Annotated in this window: 19 protein-coding genes, 1 pseudogene and 1 riboswitch; of the genes and pseudogenes, 18 read left to right on the top strand and 2 right to left on the bottom strand. The window is 51.3% G+C overall.

What is annotated here, in order from left to right; translation table 11 throughout:
* Positions 1-25 precede the first annotated feature (25 nt).
* Positions 26-1,045 carry an HRDC domain-containing protein gene (locus AWJ19_RS29975; protein WP_068728981.1) on the top strand — a complete coding sequence of 340 codons (1,020 nt, stop codon included), beginning with the start codon at positions 26-28 and terminating at the stop codon, positions 1,043-1,045.
* Positions 1,046-1,121: 76 nt separating this feature from the next.
* Here the strand turns inward: AWJ19_RS29975 and corA are convergent, their stop codons facing one another.
* Complete coding sequence (gene corA, locus AWJ19_RS29970) at positions 1,122-2,057, bottom strand: magnesium/cobalt transporter CorA (RefSeq protein ID WP_068728979.1); 936 nt, start codon at positions 2,055-2,057, stop codon at positions 1,122-1,124.
* Between the two features lie 399 nt (positions 2,058-2,456).
* Positions 2,457-2,585, top strand: a riboswitch (SAM riboswitch).
* A gap of 109 nt (positions 2,586-2,694) precedes the next feature.
* Here corA and metA point away from each other — a divergent pair.
* From metA to AWJ19_RS29950, 4 genes are all read left to right on the top strand, one after another.
* Positions 2,695-3,612 (top strand): homoserine O-succinyltransferase, encoded by a 918-nt coding sequence (gene metA, locus AWJ19_RS29965; protein ID WP_068728976.1) that lies wholly within the window; start codon positions 2,695-2,697, stop codon positions 3,610-3,612.
* Positions 3,613-3,658: 46 nt separating this feature from the next.
* Positions 3,659-4,843: an aminotransferase class I/II-fold pyridoxal phosphate-dependent enzyme gene (locus tag AWJ19_RS29960; protein ID WP_068728974.1), complete on the top strand. Its 1,185-nt coding sequence runs from the start codon at positions 3,659-3,661 to the stop codon at positions 4,841-4,843.
* A gap of 190 nt (positions 4,844-5,033) precedes the next feature.
* The gene (mqnC, locus tag AWJ19_RS29955) at positions 5,034-6,170 is read left to right on the top strand and encodes a cyclic dehypoxanthinyl futalosine synthase (RefSeq protein WP_068728972.1); all 1,137 of its coding nucleotides are present in this window, start codon (positions 5,034-5,036) and stop codon (positions 6,168-6,170) included.
* A 532-nt stretch (positions 6,171-6,702) separates the two neighbouring features.
* The gene (locus AWJ19_RS29950; protein ID WP_068728970.1) at positions 6,703-11,004 is read left to right on the top strand and encodes a bifunctional 2',3'-cyclic-nucleotide 2'-phosphodiesterase/3'-nucleotidase; all 4,302 of its coding nucleotides are present in this window, start codon (positions 6,703-6,705) and stop codon (positions 11,002-11,004) included.
* 146 nt (positions 11,005-11,150) lie between these two features.
* Here AWJ19_RS29950 and AWJ19_RS29945 read toward each other — a convergent pair whose 3' ends face one another.
* On the bottom strand, positions 11,151-11,333 hold the full coding sequence (locus AWJ19_RS29945; protein WP_068728968.1) for a transcriptional regulator: 183 nt from the start codon (positions 11,331-11,333) through the stop codon (positions 11,151-11,153).
* Positions 11,334-11,519: 186 nt separating this feature from the next.
* Here AWJ19_RS29945 and AWJ19_RS29940 point away from each other — a divergent pair, with 186 nt between their 5' ends.
* The 13 genes and pseudogenes from AWJ19_RS29940 (at position 11,520) to aroF (ending at position 25,748) form a co-directional block, all read left to right on the top strand.
* A complete protein-coding gene (locus tag AWJ19_RS29940; protein ID WP_068728966.1) occupies positions 11,520-12,362 on the top strand; it encodes an SPFH domain-containing protein in 843 nt (280 codons plus the stop codon).
* Between the two features lie 13 nt (positions 12,363-12,375).
* The gene (locus AWJ19_RS34445; protein ID WP_039871515.1) at positions 12,376-12,549 is read left to right on the top strand and encodes an Arc family DNA-binding protein; all 174 of its coding nucleotides are present in this window, start codon (positions 12,376-12,378) and stop codon (positions 12,547-12,549) included.
* A 432-nt stretch (positions 12,550-12,981) separates the two neighbouring features.
* Complete coding sequence (gene thrS, locus AWJ19_RS29935; RefSeq protein WP_068728964.1) at positions 12,982-14,919, top strand: threonine--tRNA ligase; 1,938 nt, start codon at positions 12,982-12,984, stop codon at positions 14,917-14,919.
* A gap of 579 nt (positions 14,920-15,498) precedes the next feature.
* Positions 15,499-15,927, top strand: a pseudogene (locus AWJ19_RS29930) (3D domain-containing protein); the annotation flags it as partial.
* Between the two features lie 132 nt (positions 15,928-16,059).
* Positions 16,060-16,194: a hypothetical protein gene (locus AWJ19_RS37465; protein ID WP_260510224.1), complete on the top strand. Its 135-nt coding sequence runs from the start codon at positions 16,060-16,062 to the stop codon at positions 16,192-16,194.
* Between the two features lie 265 nt (positions 16,195-16,459).
* Positions 16,460-17,551, top strand: a complete 1,092-nt coding sequence (liaF, locus tag AWJ19_RS29925; protein ID WP_068728963.1) for a cell wall-active antibiotics response protein LiaF — start codon at positions 16,460-16,462, stop codon at positions 17,549-17,551.
* Between the two features lie 3 nt (positions 17,552-17,554).
* Positions 17,555-18,592 (top strand): HAMP domain-containing sensor histidine kinase, encoded by a 1,038-nt coding sequence (locus tag AWJ19_RS29920; RefSeq protein ID WP_068728961.1) that lies wholly within the window; start codon positions 17,555-17,557, stop codon positions 18,590-18,592.
* 2 nt (positions 18,593-18,594) lie between these two features.
* A complete protein-coding gene (locus AWJ19_RS29915) occupies positions 18,595-19,248 on the top strand; it encodes a response regulator transcription factor (protein ID WP_068728959.1) in 654 nt (217 codons plus the stop codon).
* 214 nt (positions 19,249-19,462) lie between these two features.
* The gene (locus AWJ19_RS29910; protein WP_068728957.1) at positions 19,463-21,112 is read left to right on the top strand and encodes a trypsin-like peptidase domain-containing protein; all 1,650 of its coding nucleotides are present in this window, start codon (positions 19,463-19,465) and stop codon (positions 21,110-21,112) included.
* Between the two features lie 122 nt (positions 21,113-21,234).
* Entirely contained in the window at positions 21,235-21,921 is a 687-nt protein-coding gene (locus tag AWJ19_RS29905; RefSeq protein ID WP_068728956.1) for a response regulator transcription factor, read from the top strand.
* A 1-nt stretch (position 21,922) separates the two neighbouring features.
* The gene (locus tag AWJ19_RS29900) at positions 21,923-23,374 is read left to right on the top strand and encodes a HAMP domain-containing sensor histidine kinase (RefSeq protein WP_068728954.1); all 1,452 of its coding nucleotides are present in this window, start codon (positions 21,923-21,925) and stop codon (positions 23,372-23,374) included.
* A gap of 59 nt (positions 23,375-23,433) precedes the next feature.
* Complete coding sequence (locus AWJ19_RS29895) at positions 23,434-24,390, top strand: 4-hydroxy-3-methylbut-2-enyl diphosphate reductase (RefSeq protein ID WP_068728952.1); 957 nt, start codon at positions 23,434-23,436, stop codon at positions 24,388-24,390.
* Between the two features lie 311 nt (positions 24,391-24,701).
* Complete coding sequence (gene aroF, locus AWJ19_RS29890; RefSeq protein WP_039871525.1) at positions 24,702-25,748, top strand: 3-deoxy-7-phosphoheptulonate synthase; 1,047 nt, start codon at positions 24,702-24,704, stop codon at positions 25,746-25,748.
* Positions 25,749-25,970 lie beyond the last annotated feature (222 nt).

Here is a 25,970-nt window from a genome sequence, read left to right as displayed (position 1 = left end):
TAAGACAACGAAAGTAGGGATTCCAATGCAGATTGTGTTTTTGAACCGGTTGTCCAGAATGTCCGGAGCGGATCAGGAGGTATATGCCCAGCTCTGGATCGGGGAGGAGGAGGGGATCTGGCGGATCGGCTGGCGTGATTTCTCCGGCAACCTTGAAACGGACGAGCATATCTGGTATGAGGGCGGCTCATGGAATGAGATGCTCTGCGTCTACAGGCATGAACTGGCAGTGAAGATGGGGGACGGCTACCGCCCGCTGATTGACGGTGCTTTTCACGAGGAAGAGACGCTGGCAGGGCGCAACCGGGAGCAGCTGAAGCTGCAGTATTACAGTGAGCACCACGGCAATCAGGCCGTCTATGAGGAGCTTTGCGCATGGCGGCGGGGCAAAGCGTCCAGCGAGCGGAAGGCCCCGTATATTCTCGCCAGCAACCGTCTGCTGCGCATGCTTAGCGCTTATCTGCCGCGCACGGAGGAGGAGCTGCTGCAGATTCCGGGAGTCGGTGAGGGCAAAGCCGCGCAGCATGGCAGCGACTGGCTGGGCATTACGGCCGGGATTCCGCGCGAGCACAGCTATCCGCTGGGCTGGGTGCATGAGGCGGTGGAGGAGGAGGGCTTCTCGTCCTGGCTTTACAAGCAGAAGGAGATCAAGTACAAGAAGCAGCTTGAACGTCTGCGGCTGCGGCGGATTCTGCTGCAGGGAATCGAGAACGGGCTTGGTATGGAGCAGCTGCAGGCAGCCGGGGGGATCAGCCGCCGTGAAGTGCTGGAAGCGGTTGAAGAGCTGGAGAAGGAGGGCTACTCCGTTGAGAAGCTGATCGAGAATGAGCTGAAGGAGGTCTCGGCGGAGGAGCAGAGCAGGATCTGGACAGCCTATGAGCTGATGGGCGATACTTTTTTGAAGCCTGCGCTGTATAAGGCGTACGGGGAAGATTTTTCGCCGGCGGAGGGGCTGGATCTCTATTATGAGCGGCTGAGGCTGATCCGTATCCGCTTCCGGCGGACCCGCGAGCCCCAGGTCATGGGAGAAGCGGTAAGCTATTAGAATATGCAAAAGGCGAAGGTTCCCCATACTTTGCAGTAGCGGTAGCCTTCGCCTCAGCGTATTCGTCCGTTAACGTTCATAGCCAATCCTTTTTGCGGAAAATAACAAGCATCCCGCAGCCGAGGGTTACCATTACGGCAATTACGCCATAGTAGCCGTACTGCGAATGGGTCTCGGGTATATTGTCAAAGTTCATCCCGTAAATACCGGTAATGACGGTAAGCGGCATGAATATGGTAGTTATTGCCGTAAACACTCTCATAATTTCATTAGCACGGTTAGCGATACTGGACTGATATGCTTCACGCAAGTTGCCCATCAGGTCGCGGTAGGTCTCGAAGGTTTCAGAGATTTTGACCGCATTCTCATAAATGTCGCTGAAATATTTCTGCAGCTGATCGTCGATCAGGCGCAGGTCCTTTTTGTTCAGGGTGTTGATTACTTCCTTCTGCGGCCCAAGCATCTTCTTCAGCCACAGAATTTCACTGCGCAGACCGATAATCTCGCTCAGATGCGTTTTCTTGGTATGCATCAGGATATCTTCCTCAAGCTTCTCAATCCGCGCTTCAATCCGGTCGCCGACAGAGAAGTAGTTGTCTACAACGATGTCGATCAGATGGTAGAGGAAACGGTCAGGCTCGCTGACCTCCTGCTCCCACAGAATGGGCTTCAGGACGCGCAGCTCGTGAATCTTCTGTTTGGTGACAGTAATAATGTAATGTCTGCCCAGGAATACATTCAGCGCCCGGAGAAAAATTTCCTCATCATCAAACCGGATGCTGTTCACTACTATAAAATAATGGCTCTCATAAATTTCAATCTTTGGCCGCTGCTCCTCTTCGCTGAGGCAGTCCTCCACGGCAAGATCATGCAGATTGAACAGGGGCTGCAGCTGCTCCAGATCCTCATCATCCGCATCAATCCAGTAGAATCCTTCAGCGGGGGCGGTCAGTGTTGCTTCAATGTCATCGATCGGGGTAAAAACCCCTGCGTTTACCAGCCGGATTTTCATCTGATTCACTCCTTATGTCCCCGGTCTTCTCCAGGGTTATGCTAATTAAAGCACACGGAAAAAATCAGCTTAGCCGGCAGTACAATCAATGAACGGGCCAGAATGACGTCTCGAGAGCATGAAGAAGTAGTGCTCCCGCCGCCGGCAAGCTGATGTTAATCCTGTGTGGTTGCTCACTTTGCACGCTTAACTGCGTACCCGGGTCGCCGTCCATTCTTCTCTCACCTCTGCTCCTCGTCATTTGTGCCGTTGAAACACTTGTCTAGTATAACGCCGGGGTATGGCTCTTTCAAGCAAAATTCTTTTCATTTCAAGGGCTCTTCAGCATTGTATGGACTTGACGAAAAGCAGGTTCATGATTTAAAGTGAATTTTAAGAAAATTAATTGAATACAGCTAAATCTTATCAAGAGCAGGTGGAGGGACTGGCCCGATGAAACCCGGCAACCGGCGTACATACGCACGGTGCTAATTCTTGCGGAAGCTATGCAGGGGATCTAACCCCGGCGTTGGTTCTGGCAGATGAGAGAGGCGCATATGACTGAACCTATATGACCTTTCTCGTGCGAGAAGGGTCATTTTTGCATGGAAATCAGTTTGAGATCAGGTACTAATTCGATTAAGGAGTGGACACAGCAATGCCAATCAAAATTCCTGACAGTTTACCGGCCAAAGAAGTATTATCCGGAGAAAATATCTTTGTAATGGATGAAAGCCAGGCTTTTCATCAGGATATCCGTCCGCTGCGGATCGCTATCCTGAATCTGATGCCAACCAAGGAAACGACCGAAACGCAGCTGCTGCGCCTGATCGGAAACTCTCCGCTCCAGGTCGATGTAGTCCTGCTTCATCCAAGCTCCCATACCTCCAAGAATACTTCAGCGGAGCATTTGAAGAGCTTCTATACAACCTTTGATGAAATCAGCCACCGCCGGTTCGACGGTCTGATTGTTACCGGGGCTCCGGTAGAGCAGCTGGAGTTCGAGGACGTGAATTACTGGGAAGAGCTGAAACGGATTTTTGAATGGAGCAAGCACAACGTTACTTCGACCATGCATATCTGTTGGGCCGCCCAGGCTGGATTGTATCATCACTTTGGTGTACGCAAGGTCAGCCTGGAAGAAAAATGCTTTGGAGTGTTCCCTCACACCTTGAGCCATAATAATGTTAAACTGCTGCGCGGCTTTGACGAGGTATTCCATGTGCCGCACTCCCGCCATACCGACGTATCCCGCGAGGATATCGAAGCCAATCCGGAGCTGCAGATTCTGGCCGAATCGGAGGAAGCCGGAGTGTACCTTGTAGCGACACATGACGGCAGACAGATCTTTGTTACCGGACATTCCGAATATGACCCGTTCTCGCTAAAATGGGAATATGACCGTGACGTTGCCAAGGGGATGGATATTGCGCTGCCGAAACATTATTATCCTAAGGATGATCCGCAGCGTACACCGCCGGCCGTATGGCGCGCCCATGCCAACTTATTGTTCGCCAATTGGCTCAATTACTATGTATACCAGGAGACACCCTACGATATTGGCCCTATTATTTAATAATATAGAAGCAACTGTACAATAACCCCACATTAGGAGGCTCACGATGGACGAGAAACTGAGGATTGAAAGCAGACTTGCACAAATAGGCTCACAGGAAGATCCCGCTACCGGGGCAGTTAATTACCCGATTTACAATGCAACGGCATTCCGTCACCCGAGACTTGGACAAAGCACCGGCTTCGATTATATCCGTACCAAAAACCCGACCCGTTCCGTACTGGAAACGGCTGCGGCTGAGCTGGAGTCCGGCGATGCCGGCTTTGCCTGCAGCTCCGGCATGGCTGCCCTGACCACCGTATTCGCTTTATTCGGGCAGGGCGACCACCTTGTCGTGTCCCTCGACCTGTATGGCGGAACCTATCGTCTTCTGGAACGGATTTTGTCCAAGTACGGAATCACAGCCTCCTATGTGGATACCAATGATATTGACGGGCTGGAGGCAGCCCGCCGTCCGGAGACGAAGGCTGTCTTCATCGAGACGCCGACGAATCCGCTGATGATGATTACCGATATAGAAGCAGTCTGTACCTGGGCCCGCCAACACGGGCTGCTGACCATTGTGGACAATACGCTGCTTACCCCGTTCTTCCAGCGTCCGCTTGAGCTAGGTGCGGATATCATCGTTCATAGCGCAACCAAATATTTGGGCGGCCACAATGATGTACTTGCCGGACTGATCGTGACCAAAGGAGCCGAGCTGTCTGCTGAAATGGCTGTTCTGCACAATTCGCTGGGCGCAGTTCTTGCTCCGAACGACAGCTATCAGCTGATGAAGGGCATGAAGACGCTGGCTCTGCGCATGGAACGGCATGAGAGCAACGCCTTGGCGATTGCCCGATATCTGCTGGAGCATCCGGCTGTGGCTGAGGTGTTCCATCCGGGGCTGCCGGATCATCCGGGGTATGAAATCCAGAACCGCCAATCCTCCGGCAACACCGGGATTTTCTCCTTTAAGGTGAAGGATGCCCGGTACGTGGAGCCGCTGCTCCGCCATATCCGGCTGATTGCCTTCGCCGAGAGCCTGGGCGGCGTCGAATCGCTGATGACCTATCCGGCTGTACAGACTCATGCCGACATTCCGGTAGAGATCCGCGATGCTGTCGGTGTAGATGACCGGCTGCTGCGCTTCTCCGTCGGCATTGAGCATGTGAACGATTTAATCGCTGATCTTGGCCAGGCGCTCGAAGCAGCGCGGATCGAACTGGAGCAGGCTATAACAGCTGAATAAATATACAGGGGAGACGGCAGCGCAGCTGATGCGCCGCCGTCTTTTTTCTGTCAGGAGTTCAGCAGGGCGGGATCAAAAGATTTCTCAAGCCGCCAGGATTGTGTTACGATGGAAGGACGAATGATTATCTATGTTTATTTTTAAAATTTAATCAACCATAAGATATGGACTTTGAAGGAGGCTGCGAACGATGAGTGCGATAGATCTTATTCTGGATAAGACGCTGAAAGGCGAACGCCTCGGGCTGGAAGATACGATCCGGTTGTTCGAGAGCAACGAAATTGAAAAAATGGGCGCAGCTGCAGATGTTATCATGAAGCGCTGGCATCCGGAGCCGATGGCAACATTCGTCATTGGACGCAATATCAACTATACCAACGTATGCGATGTGTACTGCCGTTTCTGCGCCTTCTACCGCAGACCAGGATCAGAGGAAGGCTATGTGCTGCCAGACGAAACCATTTACCAGAAGATCGCCGAGACTATTGCTGTTAACGGTACGGAAATTCTGATGCAGGGCGGCACCAACCCGAATCTGCCGTTCAACTACTATACGGATATTCTCCGGGGGATCAAACAGCGGTTCCCTGAAATCACGATGCATTCCTTCTCCCCTGCGGAGATTATGAAAATGGTCGAGGTATCCGGCCTGCCGCTGGAGCAGGTGCTGCGCGAGATTCACGCTGCCGGTCTGGACTCGCTTCCCGGCGGTGGTGCAGAAATACTTGATGACCGTACCCGCCGCAAGATCAGCCGGCTCAAAGGCTCCTGGGTGGACTGGATGAACGTCATGAAGACAGCGCATAAGATCGGCATGAATACTACCGCCACAATGGTAATCGGACTCGGCGAAAGCATGGAGGAACGGGCGCTGCATCTTCTGCGGGTACGTGAAGCGCAGGATGAATGCCTGGCGAATAAATATGACTCCGAAGGCTTCCTGGCGTTTATCTCCTGGACGTTCCAGCCGGATAACACCAACCTCAAGCTGGACCGGCAGACGCCGGAGGAATATCTGAAGACGGTAGCGATCAGCCGGCTGGTGCTCGACAACATCAAGAACTTCCAGTCATCGTGGGTAACGATGGGGCCTGAGGTCGGCAAGCTCTCCCTTCAGTACGGCTGTAATGACTTTGGCAGCACAATGATTGAGGAGAATGTTGTATCCTCGGCTGGTGCCACTTACAAGGTGAATATCGAGTCAATTACCCAGCTGATCCGCGAAGCCGGCAAGATTCCGGCACAGCGCAATACACGTTACGATATCCTGCGGGTGTTCGATGATGTTAATGCGAAGATCGACAATGATTTTGTAATGCAGAACTAATTCCTATTATTAAACTACAACCCCTGCGAGCCAGTTCTGTACTGTCTCGCGGGGGTTGTTTTAGTCTGTAATGTGCTGACCTTCACCTGGCTGAGGATAATATGGCGGCTGGATGTGAACAAAACAGGCTGGATGTTCACAAAAATTCAGGCAATGTTCTGCCCCTGCCACCAATGATCATGTCAGTATTTATACCGCTTAATAGGATAGTGTTTTATGAATTTTTTTGTATAAATATAGGATAGTGTAGTTTTTGGTAGTGGACATGAAGCGTTTAGTGTAACAGGAAATATATTAATGAATATATCACGCCGGAATGTATCGAAATCTCACATGTATTTTTCGCGTTTACTTGTACATAATGTAAATTTATGGTTTTTGGATAAGGCGTAATGACTAAATTACGCTAAAATATATGATATTTTACACAACTATTGACTCTATTTGATGCTTTTTGCTAGATTCGTATATTTGCTTATGGTACAATTCTCCTCGGTCACTAATAGAGAAAAACTGGGAGGATTAATCACTTATGGGAGAAAGACGATGGAACAAGCCGGTAGCTTCAATTCTGGCAACCACAGTTCTGACTGCACAGGTTTTTGGGGGTGTGCTTGTTGGTTCAGTTCTTGGAGCTGATACAGCAAAGGCCGCTCCGGCAGCTGGTGTGACAGTAGATCTGCGTCTGATGAGCACTACTGATGTGCACACCAATGTCTATGGCTGGGATTATTACAAGGATGCCCCTTCAGCGACAGTGGGTCTCGACAAAACAGCTACACTGGTCAATGAAGCCAGAAAGCAGAACAGCAACAATCTTTTGCTTGATAACGGTGATTTGATTCAAGGTACTCCCCTGGGCACGTACATGGCAATCGAATCTGATCTGGAGACTAATGACAAGCGGATTCATCCTCTAATCGCTGCCATGAATGTTATGAAGTATGATGCAGCTACCTTCGGCAATCATGAATTTAACTACGGTTTGGATTACCTCGAACGTACCATTAACGGAAGCTCCACACACAAAGAAGATACGGATGCAGATTTCAAGTATGTCAATGCGAATATTTATAACATCGACGGCACCAATAAATATAAGCCTTACGAGATTATTGATAAGGAAGTTAAAGGCTCGGACGGACAAACATATAAAGTAAAAGTGGGACTGATTGGCCTGGTTACACCACAGATTATAGAGTGGGATAAGGCTAAGCTCGACGGCAAAGTGAAGGTTGAGGATATCAGTGAAACTGCTGCGAAATTTGTTCCTGAGATGAAAGCTAAGGGTGCAGAAGTCATTGTGGCTATGGCCCATACCGGGTTTGATGCTTCTGCAGCTTCTTCCGATCCTGGTGCAGAAAACGACATCAACCAGCTGAGTAAAGTGGAAGGCATCGACGCCATCACATTCTCTCATACACATAAAGTTTTCCCGAATGTAAAGGAAAGTGACCTGGATGCTTCCTTCAAAGATCCCGCCACCAAGCTTCCCTATAATACAGCCGACATTAAAATTGACAACACCAAAGGCCAGATTAACGGTACTCCGGCAGTACAAGCTGGTTACGGCGGCGGATACCTGGGTCTAATCGATCTGAAAATTGTACAGGGTACTAACGGCTGGAAAGTGGATAAGACGAGCTCTGTATCCTCCACGCGTTCAATTGCTGGAGTTGCTGCAGATCCGGCAATAGACGCTGTTACTTCAGCAGACCATGAGGCAACAAAAGCTTACGTAAATCAGCCGCTTGGAAAAACAACGGCCCCAATGAACAGCTTCTTCGCCATGGTGCAGGATGATCCGACAGTTCAGATCGTAACTTACGCGCAGCAGCGTTATGTATCGAATCTGATCCATACGGATGAGGGTTTGGCTGCATATAGAAACTACCCGATTCTAAGTGTAGGTGCTCCATTCAAGGCTGGACGCAACGGCCCGTCAGAATACACTGAAATTAAAGCAGGGAATCTGACAATTGCCAGTGCCAGCGATCTGTACTTGTATGACAACACGTTAAAAGCGATTGTTGTTAACGGCGAAACTGTGAAGAACTGGATTGAAATGAGTGCAGGGGCATTCAACCGTATCAAACCGGGTATTTCAACGGCTCAGCCTTTGCTGAATTCCCAGTTCCAGGTCTTTAACTTTGATGTCATTGACGGTGTTAATTACACCATTGACGTAACGAAGAATGCTAAATACAAACCGGACGGTACTATTAACGATGCTTCCTCCAGCCGTGTAACCAGCGTTACTTACGGCGGAAAAGAAATCCTGCCTGATCAGGAATTCGTTGTAGTTACCAACAACTACCGTGCAAGCGGCGGCGGGAACTTCCCGGGCGTAAAAGCCGGCAAAATGATTATCGATTCCCAGATGGAAAACCGTCAGGTACTGATGGATTACATCAGTGAAGCTGGCGTAATCGATCCGACTGTTGACGGTAACTGGTCGATTGCTCCAATCAAAGGCAACGTATCAGTAACCTTCCCGTCTTCACCAAAGGCGGCTGACGTTTTACCTTCTAACATCACGGACACGCACACTAAAGATGGTAAAGGGTTCGGTATTTTCAGCCTTGACTTGAAGCAGCATACACCTAAACCAACTGCAGATGTTGAAGTCCACCTGATCGGTATTAACGACTTCCACGGCCAGCTGGATACTACTTCTGTAGTAAGCGGCAAGAATGCAGGTACTGCTGCGATTCTCGCAACGTACCTGAAACAGGCGCGTGCCAAGTATGAAAACTCCTTACTCTTCCATAACGGGGACTCCGTAGGAGCATCGGCTCCGGTTTCTTCACTTGAGCGTGATGAGCCGACCCATGAATGGATGAATCTGATGAAGTTCGACGTCGGAACACTGGGTAACCATGAATTTGACCAGGGCGTTGAAGCACTGAAAACACAGATTTTCGGCGGTGTTGATCCTAAGAACAAAAGTGTAACTCATGCTGGCGCAGACTTTGATTACATCAATGCAAACGTGGTTGACAGTGTGTATAAGAAACCAATCATTAACCCTTATGTTATTAAAGAAGTAGGCGGCGTGAAAATCGGATTTATCGGTGTGGTAACCAAAGCAACACCAAGCAAAGTTGCTCCATCCGGCCTGGTAGGTGTTGAATTCCTTTCAGCCGAAAAAGAAGTAGAGGCAATCGAGAATTACGCTAAAGAACTGCAGGCCAAGGGTGTAGAAACGATCATCGTGCTGGCACATGATCCTGCTACAACAAAAGGCGATGCAAATACCGGTTATGTAACGACAGGTGAAGCAGCAGATCTGGCCAAAGCCCTGCCGGCTAACTCGCCTGTAGACGTTATCGTTGCCGGGGATAACCACGGCTACGCGAACGACATCGTAAACGGCAAGCTGGTTGTTCAGGCTTACTCTTACGGTACTGCATTTGAAGATATCAAACTGGTAATTGACCCTAAGACAGGCGATGTAAAAACAAAGTCTGCAACAGTTACGTCTACCTTCCAGGAAGGGGTAACACCTGATCCTGAAACGGTTGCTCTGGTTAACAAATATCTGGCTAAGCATCCGGAACTGACCCAGCCAGTAGGTACTACTGACGGTACAATTACCCGTACAGATGTCTACAACAATGAAGCGCCGCTCGGCAACCTGATTGCCGATGCAATGCGTGCGGCTGATTTCGGTGACGGAGCAGCAGCAGATTTCGCCTTCATGAACCCGGGCGGCATCCGTGCTGACCTTCCTAAGGGCAATGTATCCTTTGGAGATCTGGCCAAGATCCAGCCTTTCGGCAATACCCTGGTGAAGCTGACCCTGACCGGTGAGCAGATCAAAACCCTGCTGCAGCAGCAATGGGGAGTAAAAGCTGACGGTACAGCTGATACAAAGACTCTGCAGATTTCCGGCCTGAAGTATACGGCTGAAATGTATCTGCCGGTTAAGGATCGTATCTCCAGTCTAACCAAAGCTGACGGTACACCGATTGACATGAACAAGAGCTATACTGCGGTCGTGAACAACTTCATGTCTGCAGGCGGTGATAACTACACTGTTCTGCTCTCTGCCACCAAGCAAGTACCTGGCCCAATCGATCTGGATGTATTCTACGATTACATTGTAGACACATTCAAAGGCGGTGCTATTACAGCCAAGGTTGAAGGCCGTATTACTAACAACACTAAGGCTCCGGCCGCAATTCCTGGCGGCATTCCGGCGCCGGCGGCAACACCAGCACCATCGGCAACACCGGCTCCATCCGCGACACCGTCAACACCTGCTCCTTCGGCAGCACCAGGCACTTTCAGTGATCTGGGCAAAGTGGCCTGGGCTCAGGAAGCAATCAACTCCCTGGCAGCCAAGGGCATTGTGAAGGGGCTGGAGAACGGCCAGTTTGCACCAACCAAAACAGTAACCCGTGCTGAATTCGTAACGATGCTCGTACGTGCTCTGAACCTGAGTGCGCCAGCATCCGCTACAGCCTTTAACGATGTGAAGCAGGGAGTATGGTATACCGATTCGATCGCTGCTGCTGTTAGCGCAGGTATTGTGAAGGGCAGCGGCAACGGCAAATTCGAACCGGGCCGTGAGATTACCCGCGAAGAAATGGCAATCATGATCGTGAATGCTATTGGCGGTCAATTGCAGCCGGTTGATGCCTCTGCAGCGCTCGGCGAATTCTCCGATAAAAATTCCATCGCTCCTTATGCTCAGGAAGCTGTTGCACAGCTGACTCAGCTGGGAATCGTGAATGGGGTAGACGGCGGTAAATTTGCACCAAAGGCTATGGCCAACCGCGCTCAGGCTGCCGTAATCATCTACCGCATGCTTGAGAACAAAGCTTCCTGAATTCAGCTTCGATAATAAAGATGCCCCCGTCATCTCCGGATGACTGCGGGGCATCTTTTCGTTCCTTTAAGACTATTCAGACGCTCATTTTCCGCCTAAACAGCCCATGCGAATCCCGCATGGGCCTGTCCGATGTAACCGGTTATTTATTTTACAGCAGCTTCCCACTTGCAGCGGACCGGGGAGACAATGGCATTTTCTTTCTTCAGCTCAGTAAAAGCCTTGTCTACGGCCTTGCGCTCAAGGCCCGAGAGCTTCTCTACCTCACCGGCGGTGAGGGGGGTTGCCGAAGCCTTGATAATATCCAGCACCTGTTCTTTTACGCTCATGAAGGTCACATCCTTATTCAATATATTTGAAAGAATGACTACTTAGATTTGTAGTATAGAAGAGGATTAGAAGAAATGCAGTGACTTTTATCGAATTGGGCTTTGAATATTAAAAAATCGATTTACAGTTGTATCCAAAAGTGATATCATAATTATATCAAATACATATCTTATGGAGGTGCTTTTATGAAGGAGAAGGTTTTACGTCCGGTTAGCGGATTTTGGGTTATTGCGCTTATTGTGGTCTGTCTGGCAGGCGGGATCTACGGGGGAGCCCACGAATATGTTGCGGTGCCGGTCGTTCTGTTTTTAGTTGCCGCTGTTCTGTGCACAAGCATCACGATCGTCCAGCCTAACAAGTCGGTTGTGGTCACCTTTTTCGGGCAATATGTCGGAACGATTGTGAAGAGCGGGATGTATGCAGTTATTCCGTTCAGTATCCGTAAAACCGTGTCACTTCGGGTACGAAACTTCAACAGTGTCAAGCTGAAGGTTAATGATGTGGAAGGGAACCCGATCGAAATTGCGGCAGTCATTGTTTTCAAAGTCATTAATTCTGCCAAAGCGCTGTTTGATGTAGATAAATACATGGCTTTTGTCGAGATTCAGAGCGAGACTGCGCTGCGTCATGTAGCGAGCAAATATCCGTATGATAACTTTAATGAATCCGGCATGTCATTGCGGGCCAATGCCGACGAGATTGCCAAGGAACTTGCTTCGGAATTGCAGGAGCGTTTGTCCTTGTCCGGGGTAGAGGTGATTGAGGCGCGTCTGACGCATCTGGCTTACTCTACAGAGATTGCCAGCACCATGCTGCAGCGCCAGCAGGCATCGGCTATACTTTCGGCACGGCAGATTATTGTAGAAGGTGCTGTCGGGATGGTGGATATGGCGATCCGCCAGCTTAAAGAGAACGGCGTGGTTGAGCTTGATGAAGAGCGTAAGGCGGCGATGATCAATAACCTGATGGTGGCGATTGTTTCAGAGCGCGGAGCGAGCCCGGTGATCAATGCCGGTTCGTTGTACTAGGGGATGATGAATCATGGCGGCCAAAAAGAGCTTTCCGCTGCGGATTGATCCGGAGCTGTATGAAGCGCTGGAGCGTTGGGCGGGAGAGGAATTTCGCAGCGTAAACGGACACATTGAATATTTGCTGCGTGAGTCTTTAAAGCGCGCGGGCCGCTTGCCGGGAAAAAAACGCCGGGAAGAGGAGTAAGTGAAAACAGGGAATCCTGCCTTATACGCTTGTAAGCTTGACTGAAGCAGCGGACAGCTTTATAATTACTGCATAATTCACGTTAACAGCGTCGACAAAGATATGGATCGCTTGTGTCAGGACCGCTTCAGAGAGAGGAAACCCAGGCTGCAATTTCCTCCGGTATCCGGCTTCCGATCTACCCCTTTGTAGCTGCGGTTATGAACTCCCGGGGGCCTCTGCACTCATTGTCACGGGATAGTAAGAACCGCCGGTTCATGGCCGTTATTCCCATGCTGATGAAGGATTCTTGTTTAGAATCGAATTTGGGTGGAACCACGGGTGCAATCACTCGTCCCTTTACGGGACGGGTGTTTTTTGTTTGCGTGGATTTTCCGTGCCGCCACTTAATGCCCGCAGAGGGTCAGCTACCAACCACTAGGAGGAACAACAATGTCAGTAAGTATTAAACTTCCGGACGGATCGGTCCGGGAATATGAGAACGGCAGCACGATCGACGATGTAGCCGCTTCGATCAGCAGCGGCCTGCGCAAGAATGCAGCTGCAGGCAAGCTGAACGGGATTGTCGTTGACCTGTCAACACCGCTTGAAGAAGGCGCACTTATTGAGATCGTTACGCTGGATTCACCGGAGGGTCTGGAGGTTATGCGTCACAGTACCGCCCACCTGATGGCCCAGGCAACCAGACGCTTGTTCGGCGCGAAGGAAGTCAAGCTTGGGGTCGGTCCGGTTATTGAAGACGGCTTCTACTATGATATGGACCTTGAGCATCCGCTCAATCCGGAGGATCTGCTCAAGATCGAGAAGGAAATGGAACGTATCGTTAACGAAAATCTGCCGATTGTACGCAAGGAAGTCAGCCGCAAGGAAGCGCTGGGTATTTTTGGTGAGCTTGGCGATCCGTACAAGCTGGAGCTGATTGAGGCGCTGCCGGAAGACAGCGTGATTTCGATCTATGAGCAGGGTGAATTCTTTGACCTGTGCCGCGGACCGCACGTGCCGTCCACTTCCAAGATCAAAGTATTCAAGCTGATGAATGTAGCCGGCGCTTACTGGCGCGGCGACAGCAAGAATAAAATGCTGCAGCGCGTATACGGAACGGCCTGGATCAAAAAAGCCCAGCTTGATGAGCATTTGCGCCTGCTGGAGGAAGCCAAGAAACGTGACCACCGCAAGCTGGGTAAAGAGCTGGAAATCTTCACCTTCAATCAGCTGGTCGGACAGGGCCTGCCGATCTGGCTGCCTAAGGGCGCCAAGCTGCGCAGCATTCTGGAGCGTTATATCGTCGATCTGGAAGCCAGCCTTGGCTACCAGCATGTATACACTCCGGTGCTTGGTAACGTAGAGCTGTACAAAACTTCCGGACACTGGGAGCACTACCAGGAAGACATGTTCCCTAAGATGGTTATTGATACCGAGGAGTTCGTGCTTCGTCCGATGAACTGCCCGCATCACATGATGATCTATAAGAGCTCTATGCACAGCTACCGCGACCTGCCGATCCGTATCGCTGAGCTGGGCACAATGCACCGCTATGAAATGTCCGGCGCACTGACCGGTCTGCACCGCGTACGCTCCATGACGCTGAATGATTCCCATATCTTCTGCCGTCTGGACCAGATCAAGAGTGAATTCAAACGCGTGCTTGAGCTGATCAAGCAGGTATACAGCGATTTCGGTATTCACGATTACCGTTTCCGTCTGTCCTACCGGGATCCGCAGGATACTGAAAAGTACTTCCAGAATGATGAAATGTGGGAGACTGCACAGCGTATGCTGCGCGAGGTAGCGGAAGAAGCCGGTCTGCCGTTCTTTGAAGCGGAAGGCGAAGCGGCCTTCTACGGACCTAAGCTGGATGTGCAGATTCGCACCGCGCTTGGCAAGGAAGAAACCTTGTCTACTGTACAGATCGACTTCCTGCTGCCTGAGCGCTTCGAGCTGGAGTACGTCGGAGATGACGGCAACAAGCATCGTCCGGTTGTGCTTCACCGCGGTATTCTCGGAACAATGGAACGTTTTGTAGCCTTCCTGCTGGAGAACTTTGCCGGTTCACTTCCGCTGTGGCTGTCGCCGCAGCAGGTCAAGATTATTCCGGTATCATCAGCCTTTGACGAATACGCCAAGGATGTTGAAGCAAAGCTGCAGAGAAACGGTATCCGTGCTGAAGTGGACCTGCGCAACGAGAAGCTCGGGTACAAGATCCGTGAAGCCCAGCTCGAGAAGCTTCCATATATGTTCGTTGTCGGCGAGAACGAGATGAATGCGGGTACCGTGTCCATCCGCAAACGCGGGGAAGGCGATATCGGCGCCAAGCCGCTTGAAGAAGTCATTGAAACGCTGGGCAAGGAAATTTCTGGACGCGTTATCTAATATTGCCTGGCAGCCTGCTGTAACCAGCCGGTAAGCCTGCTGTAATAGCCTCTGTCATATACCCCGTGAAGCCGCATATCAGCGCTTCATGTATAAAATTTTGTGAAACGGGAAACCTTCGCTAATAGGGGGAGGTTTATCAAATGAACAAAATGGGTTTATGCCAGAGGCTTTGGTGTCTAATGGTTACGGTAGTGCTTATTCTTACGGTTGCAGGAGCTTATCCGGACAAGGGTTCCGGGTACGCCCAGGCCAGAGGAACAGCGGACATTGCTGGCCAGTTGAACAGCGGCACATTAAAGGCAGATGATTTTCAAAATAGACAGGGTGCGTCCTTCTTTACAAGCATTAGCGGAAACGTGCAGCCGGAGGTGCAGACAACCGGACGGGCCATCGTATATTCGCAGGAGGCTTACTTTACAGGAGCCTCTCAGCTCGGGGGGACTTCCCGGGTGAAGCCGGCAGCAACAGAGGCACCGCAGGCAACAGAGGCACCTCAGGCAACAGCTGCACCCGCCGCCAAGAAGCCGGATACGGCTGTCAAGCAACCTGCTTCAGTTCCCGTTGCTGCACACGCCGGAGCAGATTATCACTTCAATGAAGGTTACGGCAACCGGCTACACTGCAGGCTACGAGTCTACAGGCAAGACATCCAAGCATCCGCAATACGGCATCACCTATTCGGGCGTCAAAGTACGCAGGGACAAAAATTCGGTATCCACCATTGCTGCCGACCCGAAGGTTCTGCCGCTGGGAAGCATTCTCTATATCCCGGGTTACGGGTATGCAATCGTTGCGGATACCGGCTCGGCAATCAAGGGACGCAAGATCGACCTGTATTTTGCCACCACCAAGCAGGTGTACAAGGAATGGGGCAAAAAGACGGTTGTTGTCCAGCTGATTAAGCGCGGTAACGGTAAATGCACTGAGAGCATGCTCAAGGATCTGGGCAAGGCGATTCAGACCTACAAAACGATTCCTCAGGACCTGCTGGAAGAGAGCATTTGAGGCGGAACAAGACATGCGCAGTGTTTGATATGTTTTTCACTTGCAAATGCATAAGACAACCCCTGGCCCGCCATAATATCGACTGGGGTACATTGAGTGCCCTTAACGATAACACTCAGGGGGTGAATTCCAATGGCTAAAAAACCAAAAGTACAGGAAAACTACAAAACACCGAATGAAAAATACAATGCCGAGTTTGCTGTTGAAAATGACGGCGCAACAAAGCAGGGTACATTTGTTAAGCCGGTGCAAAAACCGCAGCAGTAATGCTGTGATTGCCAGGCTAACACCGATATGCTAAAGCTGGATTGTTCCGGTACGCTCAGATGATGGGCGCCGGGACAGTCCTTTTTCATTTTAAAGGCACCTGCCGCCGCATGGACAAATATTCCTTATTATTCCAGATGGCTCGGTCCCGAGACTGAGTCCTCTTTCCTTCTTACGCCGCTGTCCTCTGGCCTCCGAATGCTGTAGACTAAGTCTATAAGTTATGCATGAAGGCGAAAACGACATCATAAAGGGGAAATGAAGCATGAAAAGAAGGTTCACCAGCCAGGTTCTCGGCGGACTGATCCTGATTGGACTCGGCGGGATGTTCCTGCTGAGGCAGATGGGATATACCGACTTCAGTATAGGTTCACTTATTTCGGATTACTGGCCGCTTGTCCTGATCTGGATGGGGCTGCAGAATTTTTTGTCCACCCATGATAATGGTTCAAAAGGTTCGTCGGCCTTCTGGGGATTTTTCTTCCTCGCGCTCGGGGTTTATTTCCTGGGACGGAATCTGGACTGGTTTGATGTATCGCCAGGCGATTTTTTCAAGCTGCTCTTTCCGGTAATGCTGATCGGCGGCGGCTTGTATGTGATCTTCAGACCGCGCAGCCGCAATATCCCGCCGGTTCCTCCGGCACCATCATCACCGCCTGACTTTTATCCGCCCGGACCGGGTACGCATGAGCCGGTAGCGCCTCCAAAGCCGCTGGAATCCACACTGGATGAGCAGTTCGAGCAGAAGTTCGGGAAGCCTGCGGGCGAACGCAACTGGGACGACTACCTCTCCAAGAATGAAGAGGATGCCCATGAGCAGGAGCAGGACCCGAAAGGATATTTTCAGTCGGCATCCGAAGCGCGGTGGAAGGAGAACCGTGACCGTCATGAACGCAGACGCCAGGAGCGTCAGGAGCGCCATGCCCGCAGACACGGGGAGTGGCATGAGGAGTTCCATGATAGCCATAATCATAAGGAAACGACAAACCGTTCGGCCTTTATCGGGGACGTGCATATGGGCAAGGAGCATTTTCAGCTGAAGCACACCAACATTTCACAGTTCATCGGAGACACCGTGCTTGATCTGACCAATGCGCAGATTCCTTACGGCGAGACAAAGATCAACATATCCGCTTTTGTCGGCGACATTAAAGTCTATATTCCGGATGATATGGATCTGGGTGTTTCGGTCAACAGCAGTTCCTTTATCGGCGATATGCAGGTGCTGGAGCAGACGCGTAGCGGATTTATGAGCAGTGTGCAGTGCAAGACCCCTTACTACAAGGAAGCCGGCAAAAAAGTCCGGATTAACGTGAGCGCCTTCATCGGCGATATCAAGGTTAAAACGGTGGGCTAAAGGATGGGGACGATCTTCAGCAATACCAAATGGCTGCTGCTGCTCTATTTTCTCCTAAGCGGAGGCGTCGCTGCCGGACTCGTCTATGCCGGGACATGCCTGGGCTACATTGAGGTTGTGGATTACCACATGTGGCTGTATCTTATCCTTGGAATTGTGCTGTTTAACGTTGTAGTCGGATATATGGCCGGACAGCGGATCCAGCGGCGGATTGACCATCTCGATCTGAATATGCTCCAGGTCGCCAAAGGCAACCTTTCTGTGCGCATGCCGGAGAGTGATGACCAGTCCTTTGCCAGAGTGTACCATGAGTTCAATATTATGATGGATACGGTTGAAAATAAAATGCAGATTCTGCAGCGTCTCGGTGAGCAGGAAGTGATCGAGAAGGAAAAGGCGGCGGAGAGCGCGGTACTAGAGGAACGCCGGCGGATGGCCCGTGATTTGCATGACACGGTAAGCCAGCAGCTGTTCGCGATCCATATGTCCGCCTCTTCGCTGCCAAAAGTGCTTGAACGCAATGAGCAGCAGGGAATAACGGTTATGCACCAGCTGATTACGATGTCGCAGATGGCGCAGAAGCAGATGAGGGCGCTGATAGCGCAGCTGAGACCGGTTGAGCTTGAAGGCAGGAATCTGTTCGAGGCGCTGGAGAAATGGTTTCCGGATTACTGCCGGCAGAACGGGCTCAAGGGGGTTAAGGAGCTTGAGCTGCAGGGTGAGCTGTCAGAGGCGATTGAACACCAGCTGTTCCTGATTATCCAGGAATCTATGGCTAATATCGTGAAGCATGCCGGTGCGCGTGTAGTCAGCCTGTCCCTGCGGGAAGCCCCGAGACAGGTCGTACTAAGCATCAGCGATGATGGTCAGGGGTTTGAGCATGTGCAGCACAAGCAGGGGTCCTATGGGCTGACAACCATGCGTGAGCGCGCAGAAAAGCTGGGCGGTCAGGTGGAGATCATCAGCCGCAAAGGAGCGGGAACGACAATCCGCGTACATATACCAAAATTTGTTCAAGGCAATCAGGAACAGGAGGAATAGACATGAGTGTCATAAAAGTACTGCTGGTGGACGATCATGACATGGTGCGGATGGGACTCAAAACGTATCTGATGCTGGACCCGTTGTTTGAGGTCGTCGGCGAAGCGGGAAACGGGTCGGAAGCGCTGAACATGCTGCGTGACTGGGGCCAGGAGAATCTGCCTGATCTGGTGCTCATGGATCTGATGATGCCGGTAATGAACGGTGCTGAAACGACGAGGGCTGTACTGGCTGAGTTTCCGGGTCTCAAGATCGTCATCCTGACCAGCTTTCTGGAAGATGATCTGGTGGTTGATGCGATTGAAGCCGGTGCAGTCAGCTATGTGCTGAAAACAGTCTCAGCGGAGGAGCTGATTTACGCCCTGCAGGGAGCTTACCGCGGTATGCCGGTCATGACCGGCGATGTGTCGCAGGCGTTAACCCGCGGCATCCGCCAGCGGACGGTTCAGGGCGATTCATCCGGCCTCACCGAACGGGAGAAGGAGGTGCTGCTTCTTATTGCCGAGGGCAAGACCAACAAGGACATCGGCGAGGAGCTGCATATCAGCATCAAGACGGTTAAGACGCATGTCAGCAACCTGCTGATGAAATGCGAGCTGGATGACCGCACCCAGCTGGCCATTTACGCCCACCGCAAGGGCTGGGCCCAGGGGTAACGGGAACTTCATATTATTTATCTTAAAACTCCAAATGAAGTCCCGGTGCAGGTAAGCACCGGGACTTTTTGCTTTTTCAGCGTAAATTTCTATCATCTTTTATCTCTGATTAAATTGTTTTTAATGTGCAGTTAAGGTTTAAAGTACAAAATAAGTACAAGAAGAAAACACAATACTCCTTGTCAGACAGACAAGGCACGGGAGGAACGTAAACATGGATAACAACAATAATAATTCTAATAACTTTAATCGTGATAACGAACCAGCTAACAGCACTAATAATAATGCAGACAACAGCAGCCAGGCTCAATCAACGGAATCCGGATCATCCTACTACTACTCGTACGGACCTTTTAAATCCATTAACAATGAGGACGCTAATCAGGACAACAGTCAGCATTACAACCGCCGTGAGCCTGAGCGTGTAGAGGTTACTGCTCCGCAGCCGGTCAAGCAGCTTCCTTACAGCACCTCGCTCCGCACCACCGGCTATGATGGTAACGGCGGTCGCGGCGGCAACGGAAACGGTGCTGATGGCGGAAACGGCTGGCAGTACAACAGCAAACCCAAGAAGCCTATAAAAGCAGTTCTGGTCTCCTTCCTGGCCGGTATGGTCGTATTGTCCGGTTCGATGTTTGCGGCAGACCGCGGCAACTGGTTCACTGGTGACCAGGCGACAACAGCGCCGGTGGCAAGTACAACGGCTAAATCGGCTGTCGGCAGCGCGAATGTAACCCCTTCAACGTCAACAACCTCACTGCTTACCGGCACAACGGATGTATCTAACGTGGTAGATTCAGTGGGTCCGGCTGTCGTGAAGATCGATACCCTGGTGAAAAGCTCCAGCAGAGGCTCATCTTTAAATCCGAATATGAGTGATCCGTTCTCGCAGTTCTTCTTCGGTGACCAGTTCGGTGGCAGCGGCTCCTCCGGAACGGACCGTAACTCGCAATCGGAGTCAGACAGTGATTCGGATGCACAGCTCACTCCTTATGGAATCGGAACAGGCTTTATTTACGAGTCCTCCGGTTACATTCTGACAAACCAGCACGTTGTTGAGGGTGCAGACGTTATTCAGGTTACCGTTGACGGAACAACCAAGCCATATGAAGCGAAGCTGCTCGGCGCAAGCAAAGACCTGGATCTTGCCGTTCTGAAAATTGAAGGCTCTGACTTCCCTACTGTAGCACTTGGTGATTCGGACAGCATCAAGGTCGGTTCCGAGGTTGTGGCGATTGGTAACCCGCAGGGCTTTGACCATACTGTTACTGCAGGTGTACTGAGTGCGAAGGACCGCAGTATTGATATTAACGAGGAAGACGGCAGCGGCACCCGTAATTACAAAAAACTGCTGCAGACTGATGCTTCGATCAATCCGGGGAACTCCGGCGGCCCGCTGCTTAACCTGAACGGTGAAGTGATCGGCATGAACGTTGCAGTCAGTACGGAATCACAGGGTATCGGCTTTGCAATTGCAGTCAACACCATTAAAGAGGTTGTAGATAAGCTGGAAGCCAACCAGGAAATTCCTAAGGAGCCGATTCCATTCATTGGTGCATCGCTGATGACCATTACTGACCAGGTTGCACAGCAGATGGGTACTGACATTACCGAAGGCTCTGTAGTGGCTGAGATTGTATTCAAATCGCCTGCCTACACTGCAGACCTGCGTCCTTACGATATCATTACAGGTGTGAACGGCACGAAGTATGCGACCAGCCAGGAGCTGATCACTTATATTCAATCCCTGAAGGTCGGTGACAAGATCACACTGAATGTTGTCCGTGACGGCAAAACACTGGAACTGCCTGTGACAATCGGCAACAAAAACGATTTTGATACCACCCAAACCCAGGAGCAGTAATCACACCGGACGGTATATACAGACGGAAGGGGCAACCCTTCCGTTTGTGCTGCTGCTGGACGTGAATCCGTACATTCATGCTACAATAGAGACAAAACGAACTGGACAATGGGGGCTGCCTGATGCGACCGAATATTTTAATAATTGATGATGATGAAAAGATTACTTCCATGCTGCGCCGCGGCCTTGCCTTTGAAGGCTATGATGTAAAGACGGCATCCAACGGAGCGGACGGGCTGCGCGCCATTCTGACCAGTGACCCCGATGTGGTTGTTCTGGATGTGATGATGCCCCAGGTGGATGGCTTTGAGGTCTGCCGGCGCATGCGCGAGGGAGGCAGCACCGTCCCGGTGCTGATGCTTACGGCTAAGGATGAGATAGAGCACCGTGTTAAAGGGCTTGATCTGGGAGCGGACGATTATCTTGTCAAGCCGTTTGCGCTGGAGGAGCTCCTGGCCCGGGTGCGTGCGCTGCTGCGCCGCAAGAGCGAGCAGGGCGGAACACCCGATCAGACAGTAACTTATGAAGATATCACACTGGATGTGGATTCACGCGAAGTGACGCGCGCCGGCAAACGTCTGGAACTGACCGCCAAGGAGTTCGAGCTGCTGCACCTGTTCATGCAGAACCCGAAGCGTGTGCTCTCCCGTGACCTCATTATGGATAAAATCTGGGGTTATGACTACAGCGGGGAATCCAATGTGCTTGAGGTATACATTGCCATGCTGCGCCAGAAGACGGAGGAGCACGGCGGCAAACGGTTAATTCAGACGATCCGGGGAGCCGGTTACATTCTAAGAGGTGACTAACATGTCTATTAAATTGCGGCTGACAGCCTGGTATTCAGGGATTTTGGCCGTTATGCTGCTGGCCTTATCAGCCGCAATTTACGGTTTTGTCTATTTTAATACTTATGGTGATCTGAAAGAACGGCTTATGCGGCAGGCACAGCAGGTAGGCCTCAAAACTGACTTTGACTACAATGATGGAACACTTAAACAGGTGCTGGGCGGTCCGGCGGGGCAGAGCCTGTTTGCCCAGCTGTATATTTACGACCTGGATAAATTGATTCCAAGCCAGAACATGTCCGAGATCAATCTGCAGTTCAAGGTGCCGGCCAAGGCAGACGCCGCCAGTCAGCAGGGGTTCTCGCAGGCCAACTACGGCGGAAATCCGTTTCTGATCTACCAGCAGGCTTTTGACGTAGGCACCTCTAACGGCAATTATCCGGCGGTGCTGCAGGTGGCGGTGTACACGGGTGAACAGCTGTCGCTTCTGAACCGGCTTAAAAACATTCTGCTCGTCGGTTCTTTTGCCACGCTGATTGCCGCGTTTACGTTCGGGCTTTTCCTGGCCCGCAAATCTATGAGCCCGATCGGCATGGTCATTGAGGCAGCCAACGGGATTCAGACCGGCAACGATCTTAGCTCACGGATTGAATATAACGGACCTCCGGACGAGATCGGCAGGCTGATTGAAACGGTTAACAGCATGCTTGGGCGGATGGAGGGCTTCTACAGGGAGCTTGAGGATTCCTATGCCACCCAGCGCAGATTTGTGTCAGATGCTTCACACGAATTGCGGACACCGCTTACAACAATCCGGGGCAACATCGACCTGCTGCAGAAGGTCTGGGAGATGGATCCTGAGCAGAGCCGGATGAGTGAGGCCGAGATTCGCCAGCTGTCCATTGAGTCAGTGAAGGATATAGCCGATGAGTCCAAACGGATGAGCCGGCTTGTCGGCGACATGCTCTCGCTGGCGCGTGCGGATACCGGCCGCACCTTTGACAAGGAGCCGGTGGCGCTGGAGCCGCTGATGACAGAGGTGGCCCGCAGGGCATCGTTCCTGCCGCGCCAGTCCGAGTGGTCTATCGGCGATCTGAGCCAGATGAACGGAAAATATATTGTCGGCAACAAGGATTATTTGCAGCAGATGCTGTTCATTTTCATTGACAATGCCTTTAAGTATACGCCTTCCGGCGAAGTCACCATGGATGCTGTATTCTATCAGAATCAGGTGGGCATCCGGATCAAGGACACCGGGATCGGCATGGACAGGGACCAGGTGCCGCATATCTTCGACCGCTTCTACCGGGCGGACGAATCTAGGGGAATGACCGAAGGAATCGGCCTTGGGCTGTCTATCGCCAAATGGATTATCGATGAGCACGGAGGGTCAGTGGAGGTAGTTACTCGCCAGGGCGAGGGGACGACCTTTATTATCTGGCTGCCGCTTCTCTTTGCTCCGCCGCTGGAATAGGGTATAATAGACAGGTCTTATTATAGCCGTCATTGACAGCAGAAAGCCGGTGAACATACATGGAAGTCATCAAAATTTCTCCCCGGGGCTATTGCTATGGTGTCGTAGATGCCATGGTGATGGCGCGGCAGGCCGCCCAGAACCTCGATCTGCCCCGGCCGATTTATATACTTGGCATGATTGTACATAACAGTCATGTTACGAATTCCTTTGAGGACGATGGAATTATTACCCTTGACGGGCATAACCGTCTGGATATTCTCGATAAGGTCGACAGCGGTACGGTTATTTTTACCGCACACGGTGTTTCTCCTGAAGTTCGCAGGCTGGCCCGCGCCAAAGGGCTGACTACGGTGGATGCTACTTGTCCGGATGTAACGAAGACCCACGATCTCATCAAAGAGAAGGTGGAGGAAGGCTACGAGATTATTTATATCGGCAAAAAAGGCCATCCGGAGCCGGAAGGCGCTGTCGGCATTGCGCCGGAGCATGTCCATCTGATCGAGAAGGAAGAAGAAATTGCCGGCCTGAATGTGCCCTCTTCAAGAATCGTCATCACGAACCAGACCACGATGAGCCAGTGGGATATCAAGCATATTATGAAAAAGCTGCTGGAAACCTACCCCGGCGCAGAAGTGCATAATGAGATCTGTATGGCCACACAGGTGCGCCAGGAGGCTGTGGCTGAACAGGCCGGGCAGTGCGACCTGGTAATCGTCGTCGGTGATCCGCGCAGCAACAATTCCAACCGGCTCGCACAGGTGTCTGAAGAGATTGCCGGAACGCCTGCGCACCGGATTGCAGATGTATCCGAGCTGAATACCGAATGGCTGCAGGGCGTTAACAAGGTAGGGGTTACCTCCGGCGCCTCCACGCCTACACCGATCACCAAGGAGGTTATCAGTTATCTGGAGCAGTATGATCCGGCGAAGCCTGAGACCTGGGAGATCAAGCGTACAGTGAACATGGCGAAGCTGCTGCCGCCGGTCAAGAACAAGACTACGAGCGCTACCTAAGGTTGTTCTGAACTTATTCGTTATCTATTTCACATGTGATTCTCAGGCACCTGTTCCTCCCATGGGAGAGAACGGGTGCTTTTTATATTGCTTGGCATTCCTTGTTTTCCCACAAAATTACTCTGGAGAATATTACCTCTTTAGTAATTGCTGGAATAAACGGCGGCTCCAGCCGGAAATAAGTTGACGTATACTGGAATATGCGTTAAAATCACTTTAGCGCTTAAAAGCACACACGCGTCGTAGCGTAATAGTATTTTTATTTATTTTAAAATTATAACAGGAATATCCTGACAAAGGGGAGCTATAATATGATCGTTATTACGTCTAATCAGACACCGCAGGAGCAGGTAAATGACATTATTGCCGTTATTGAAAAACAGGGCTTGCAGGTCCATTTGTCGCGCGGTGCAGACCATACGGTAATCGGCCTGATCGGCGGTGTTACGCCAAGCCTTGCCGAGCATCTGCGCCAGATGAAGGGCGTGCAGAACGTTGTGAAGATCACCAAATCCTACAAGCTGGCCAGCCGTGACTTTCATCCGGAGGATACCATTATCGATATCCGCGGCGTGAAGATCGGCGGGGAGAATCTTGTGGTAATGGGCGGGCCGTGCGCGGTTGAATCGCCTGAGCAGATTGATGAAATCGCCCGGCTGGTCAAGGCTTCCGGCGGCCAGGTGCTGCGCGGCGGCGCATTCAAGCCGCGTACCGGTCCATACAGCTTCCAGGGTGTTGGTGTGGAAGGCCTGACGATGATGGCCGAGGCCGGCAAGAAGCATGGCCTGCTGACCATTACCGAGGTTATGACACCGGAGTATGTGGATATTTGTGCGGAGCATGCGGATATTCTGCAGGTAGGCACACGCAATATGCAGAATTTCGATCTGCTGCGCAAGCTCGGCACCTGCGGCCGTCCTGTGCTGCTTAAGCGCGGCTTCAGCGCAACCTATGATGAGCTCCTGAATGCGGCCGAGTACATCCTTGCCGGCGGCAACCGTGATGTTATGCTGTGCGAGCGCGGTATCCGAACATTCGAGACTTATACCCGTAATACCCTTGATCTGTCGGCGATTCCGGTGCTCCAGAGTCTGAGCCATCTGCCGGTTATTTCTGATCCAAGCCATGGCACCGGCCGCCGCGAGCTGGTGGAACCGATGGCCAAAGCCTCTGTTGCTGCCGGAGCTAATGGTCTGATTATTGAAATGCATACAGATCCTGACAATTCCATGACAGGTGATGGGGTTCAGTCCCTGTTCCCGGATCAGTTCGATAAGCTGCTTAGAGATCTGGAGAAACTTGCACCGCTGGTCGGACGCAAATTCTCCGAATCGCTTGAAGCGGCGCCTATTGCCTGATTAACCGGAAGAAACCTGCCACACATGGCCTTCTTTCCTGCAACCAGGCGGGAAAGAGGGCTATTTTATATTTGGGCTGGCATTATGGAATACAAATTAAGGCAAGCTGCGGCTTATTCACGAAAGCGTCAGAATATCTTACATTGTGATCAAAAATACCTGACATAAGCATTGACGATGTTAGGTATGAGTTTTATAATGACGACAGTAAAAAAATAAAAA

The organism is Paenibacillus sp. DMB5, assembly GCF_001517085.1.
In the GTDB taxonomy this organism is placed as follows: Bacteria; Bacillota; Bacilli; order Paenibacillales; family Paenibacillaceae; genus Paenibacillus_AQ.
This window is presented reverse-complemented; position numbering and strand designations above follow the sequence as displayed.

Excerpts from the sequence above, each read along its gene's own strand:
- aroF (WP_039871525.1), top strand. The coding sequence starts at position 24,702 with ATGATCGTTATTACGTCTAATCAGACACCGCAGGAGCAGGTAAATGAC.
- thrS (WP_068728964.1), top strand. The coding sequence starts at position 12,982 with ATGTCAGTAAGTATTAAACTTCCGGACGGATCGGTCCGGGAATATGAG.
- AWJ19_RS29910 (WP_068728957.1), top strand. The coding sequence starts at position 19,463 with ATGGATAACAACAATAATAATTCTAATAACTTTAATCGTGATAACGAA.
- metA (WP_068728976.1), top strand. The coding sequence starts at position 2,695 with ATGCCAATCAAAATTCCTGACAGTTTACCGGCCAAAGAAGTATTATCC.
- AWJ19_RS29905 (WP_068728956.1), top strand. The coding sequence starts at position 21,235 with ATGCGACCGAATATTTTAATAATTGATGATGATGAAAAGATTACTTCC.
- AWJ19_RS29900 (WP_068728954.1), top strand. The coding sequence starts at position 21,923 with ATGTCTATTAAATTGCGGCTGACAGCCTGGTATTCAGGGATTTTGGCC.
- AWJ19_RS37465 (WP_260510224.1), top strand. The coding sequence starts at position 16,060 with ATGGCTAAAAAACCAAAAGTACAGGAAAACTACAAAACACCGAATGAA.
- AWJ19_RS29950 (WP_068728970.1), top strand. The coding sequence starts at position 6,703 with ATGGGAGAAAGACGATGGAACAAGCCGGTAGCTTCAATTCTGGCAACC.
- AWJ19_RS34445 (WP_039871515.1), top strand. The coding sequence starts at position 12,376 with ATGGCGGCCAAAAAGAGCTTTCCGCTGCGGATTGATCCGGAGCTGTAT.
- liaF (WP_068728963.1), top strand. The coding sequence starts at position 16,460 with ATGAAAAGAAGGTTCACCAGCCAGGTTCTCGGCGGACTGATCCTGATT.
- AWJ19_RS29975 (WP_068728981.1), top strand. The coding sequence starts at position 26 with ATGCAGATTGTGTTTTTGAACCGGTTGTCCAGAATGTCCGGAGCGGAT.
- AWJ19_RS29945 (WP_068728968.1), bottom strand. The coding sequence starts at position 11,333 with ATGAGCGTAAAAGAACAGGTGCTGGATATTATCAAGGCTTCGGCAACC.
- mqnC (WP_068728972.1), top strand. The coding sequence starts at position 5,034 with ATGAGTGCGATAGATCTTATTCTGGATAAGACGCTGAAAGGCGAACGC.
- AWJ19_RS29940 (WP_068728966.1), top strand. The coding sequence starts at position 11,520 with ATGAAGGAGAAGGTTTTACGTCCGGTTAGCGGATTTTGGGTTATTGCG.
- corA (WP_068728979.1), bottom strand. The coding sequence starts at position 2,057 with ATGAAAATCCGGCTGGTAAACGCAGGGGTTTTTACCCCGATCGATGAC.
- AWJ19_RS29895 (WP_068728952.1), top strand. The coding sequence starts at position 23,434 with ATGGAAGTCATCAAAATTTCTCCCCGGGGCTATTGCTATGGTGTCGTA.
- AWJ19_RS29920 (WP_068728961.1), top strand. The coding sequence starts at position 17,555 with ATGGGGACGATCTTCAGCAATACCAAATGGCTGCTGCTGCTCTATTTT.
- AWJ19_RS29915 (WP_068728959.1), top strand. The coding sequence starts at position 18,595 with ATGAGTGTCATAAAAGTACTGCTGGTGGACGATCATGACATGGTGCGG.
- AWJ19_RS29960 (WP_068728974.1), top strand. The coding sequence starts at position 3,659 with ATGGACGAGAAACTGAGGATTGAAAGCAGACTTGCACAAATAGGCTCA.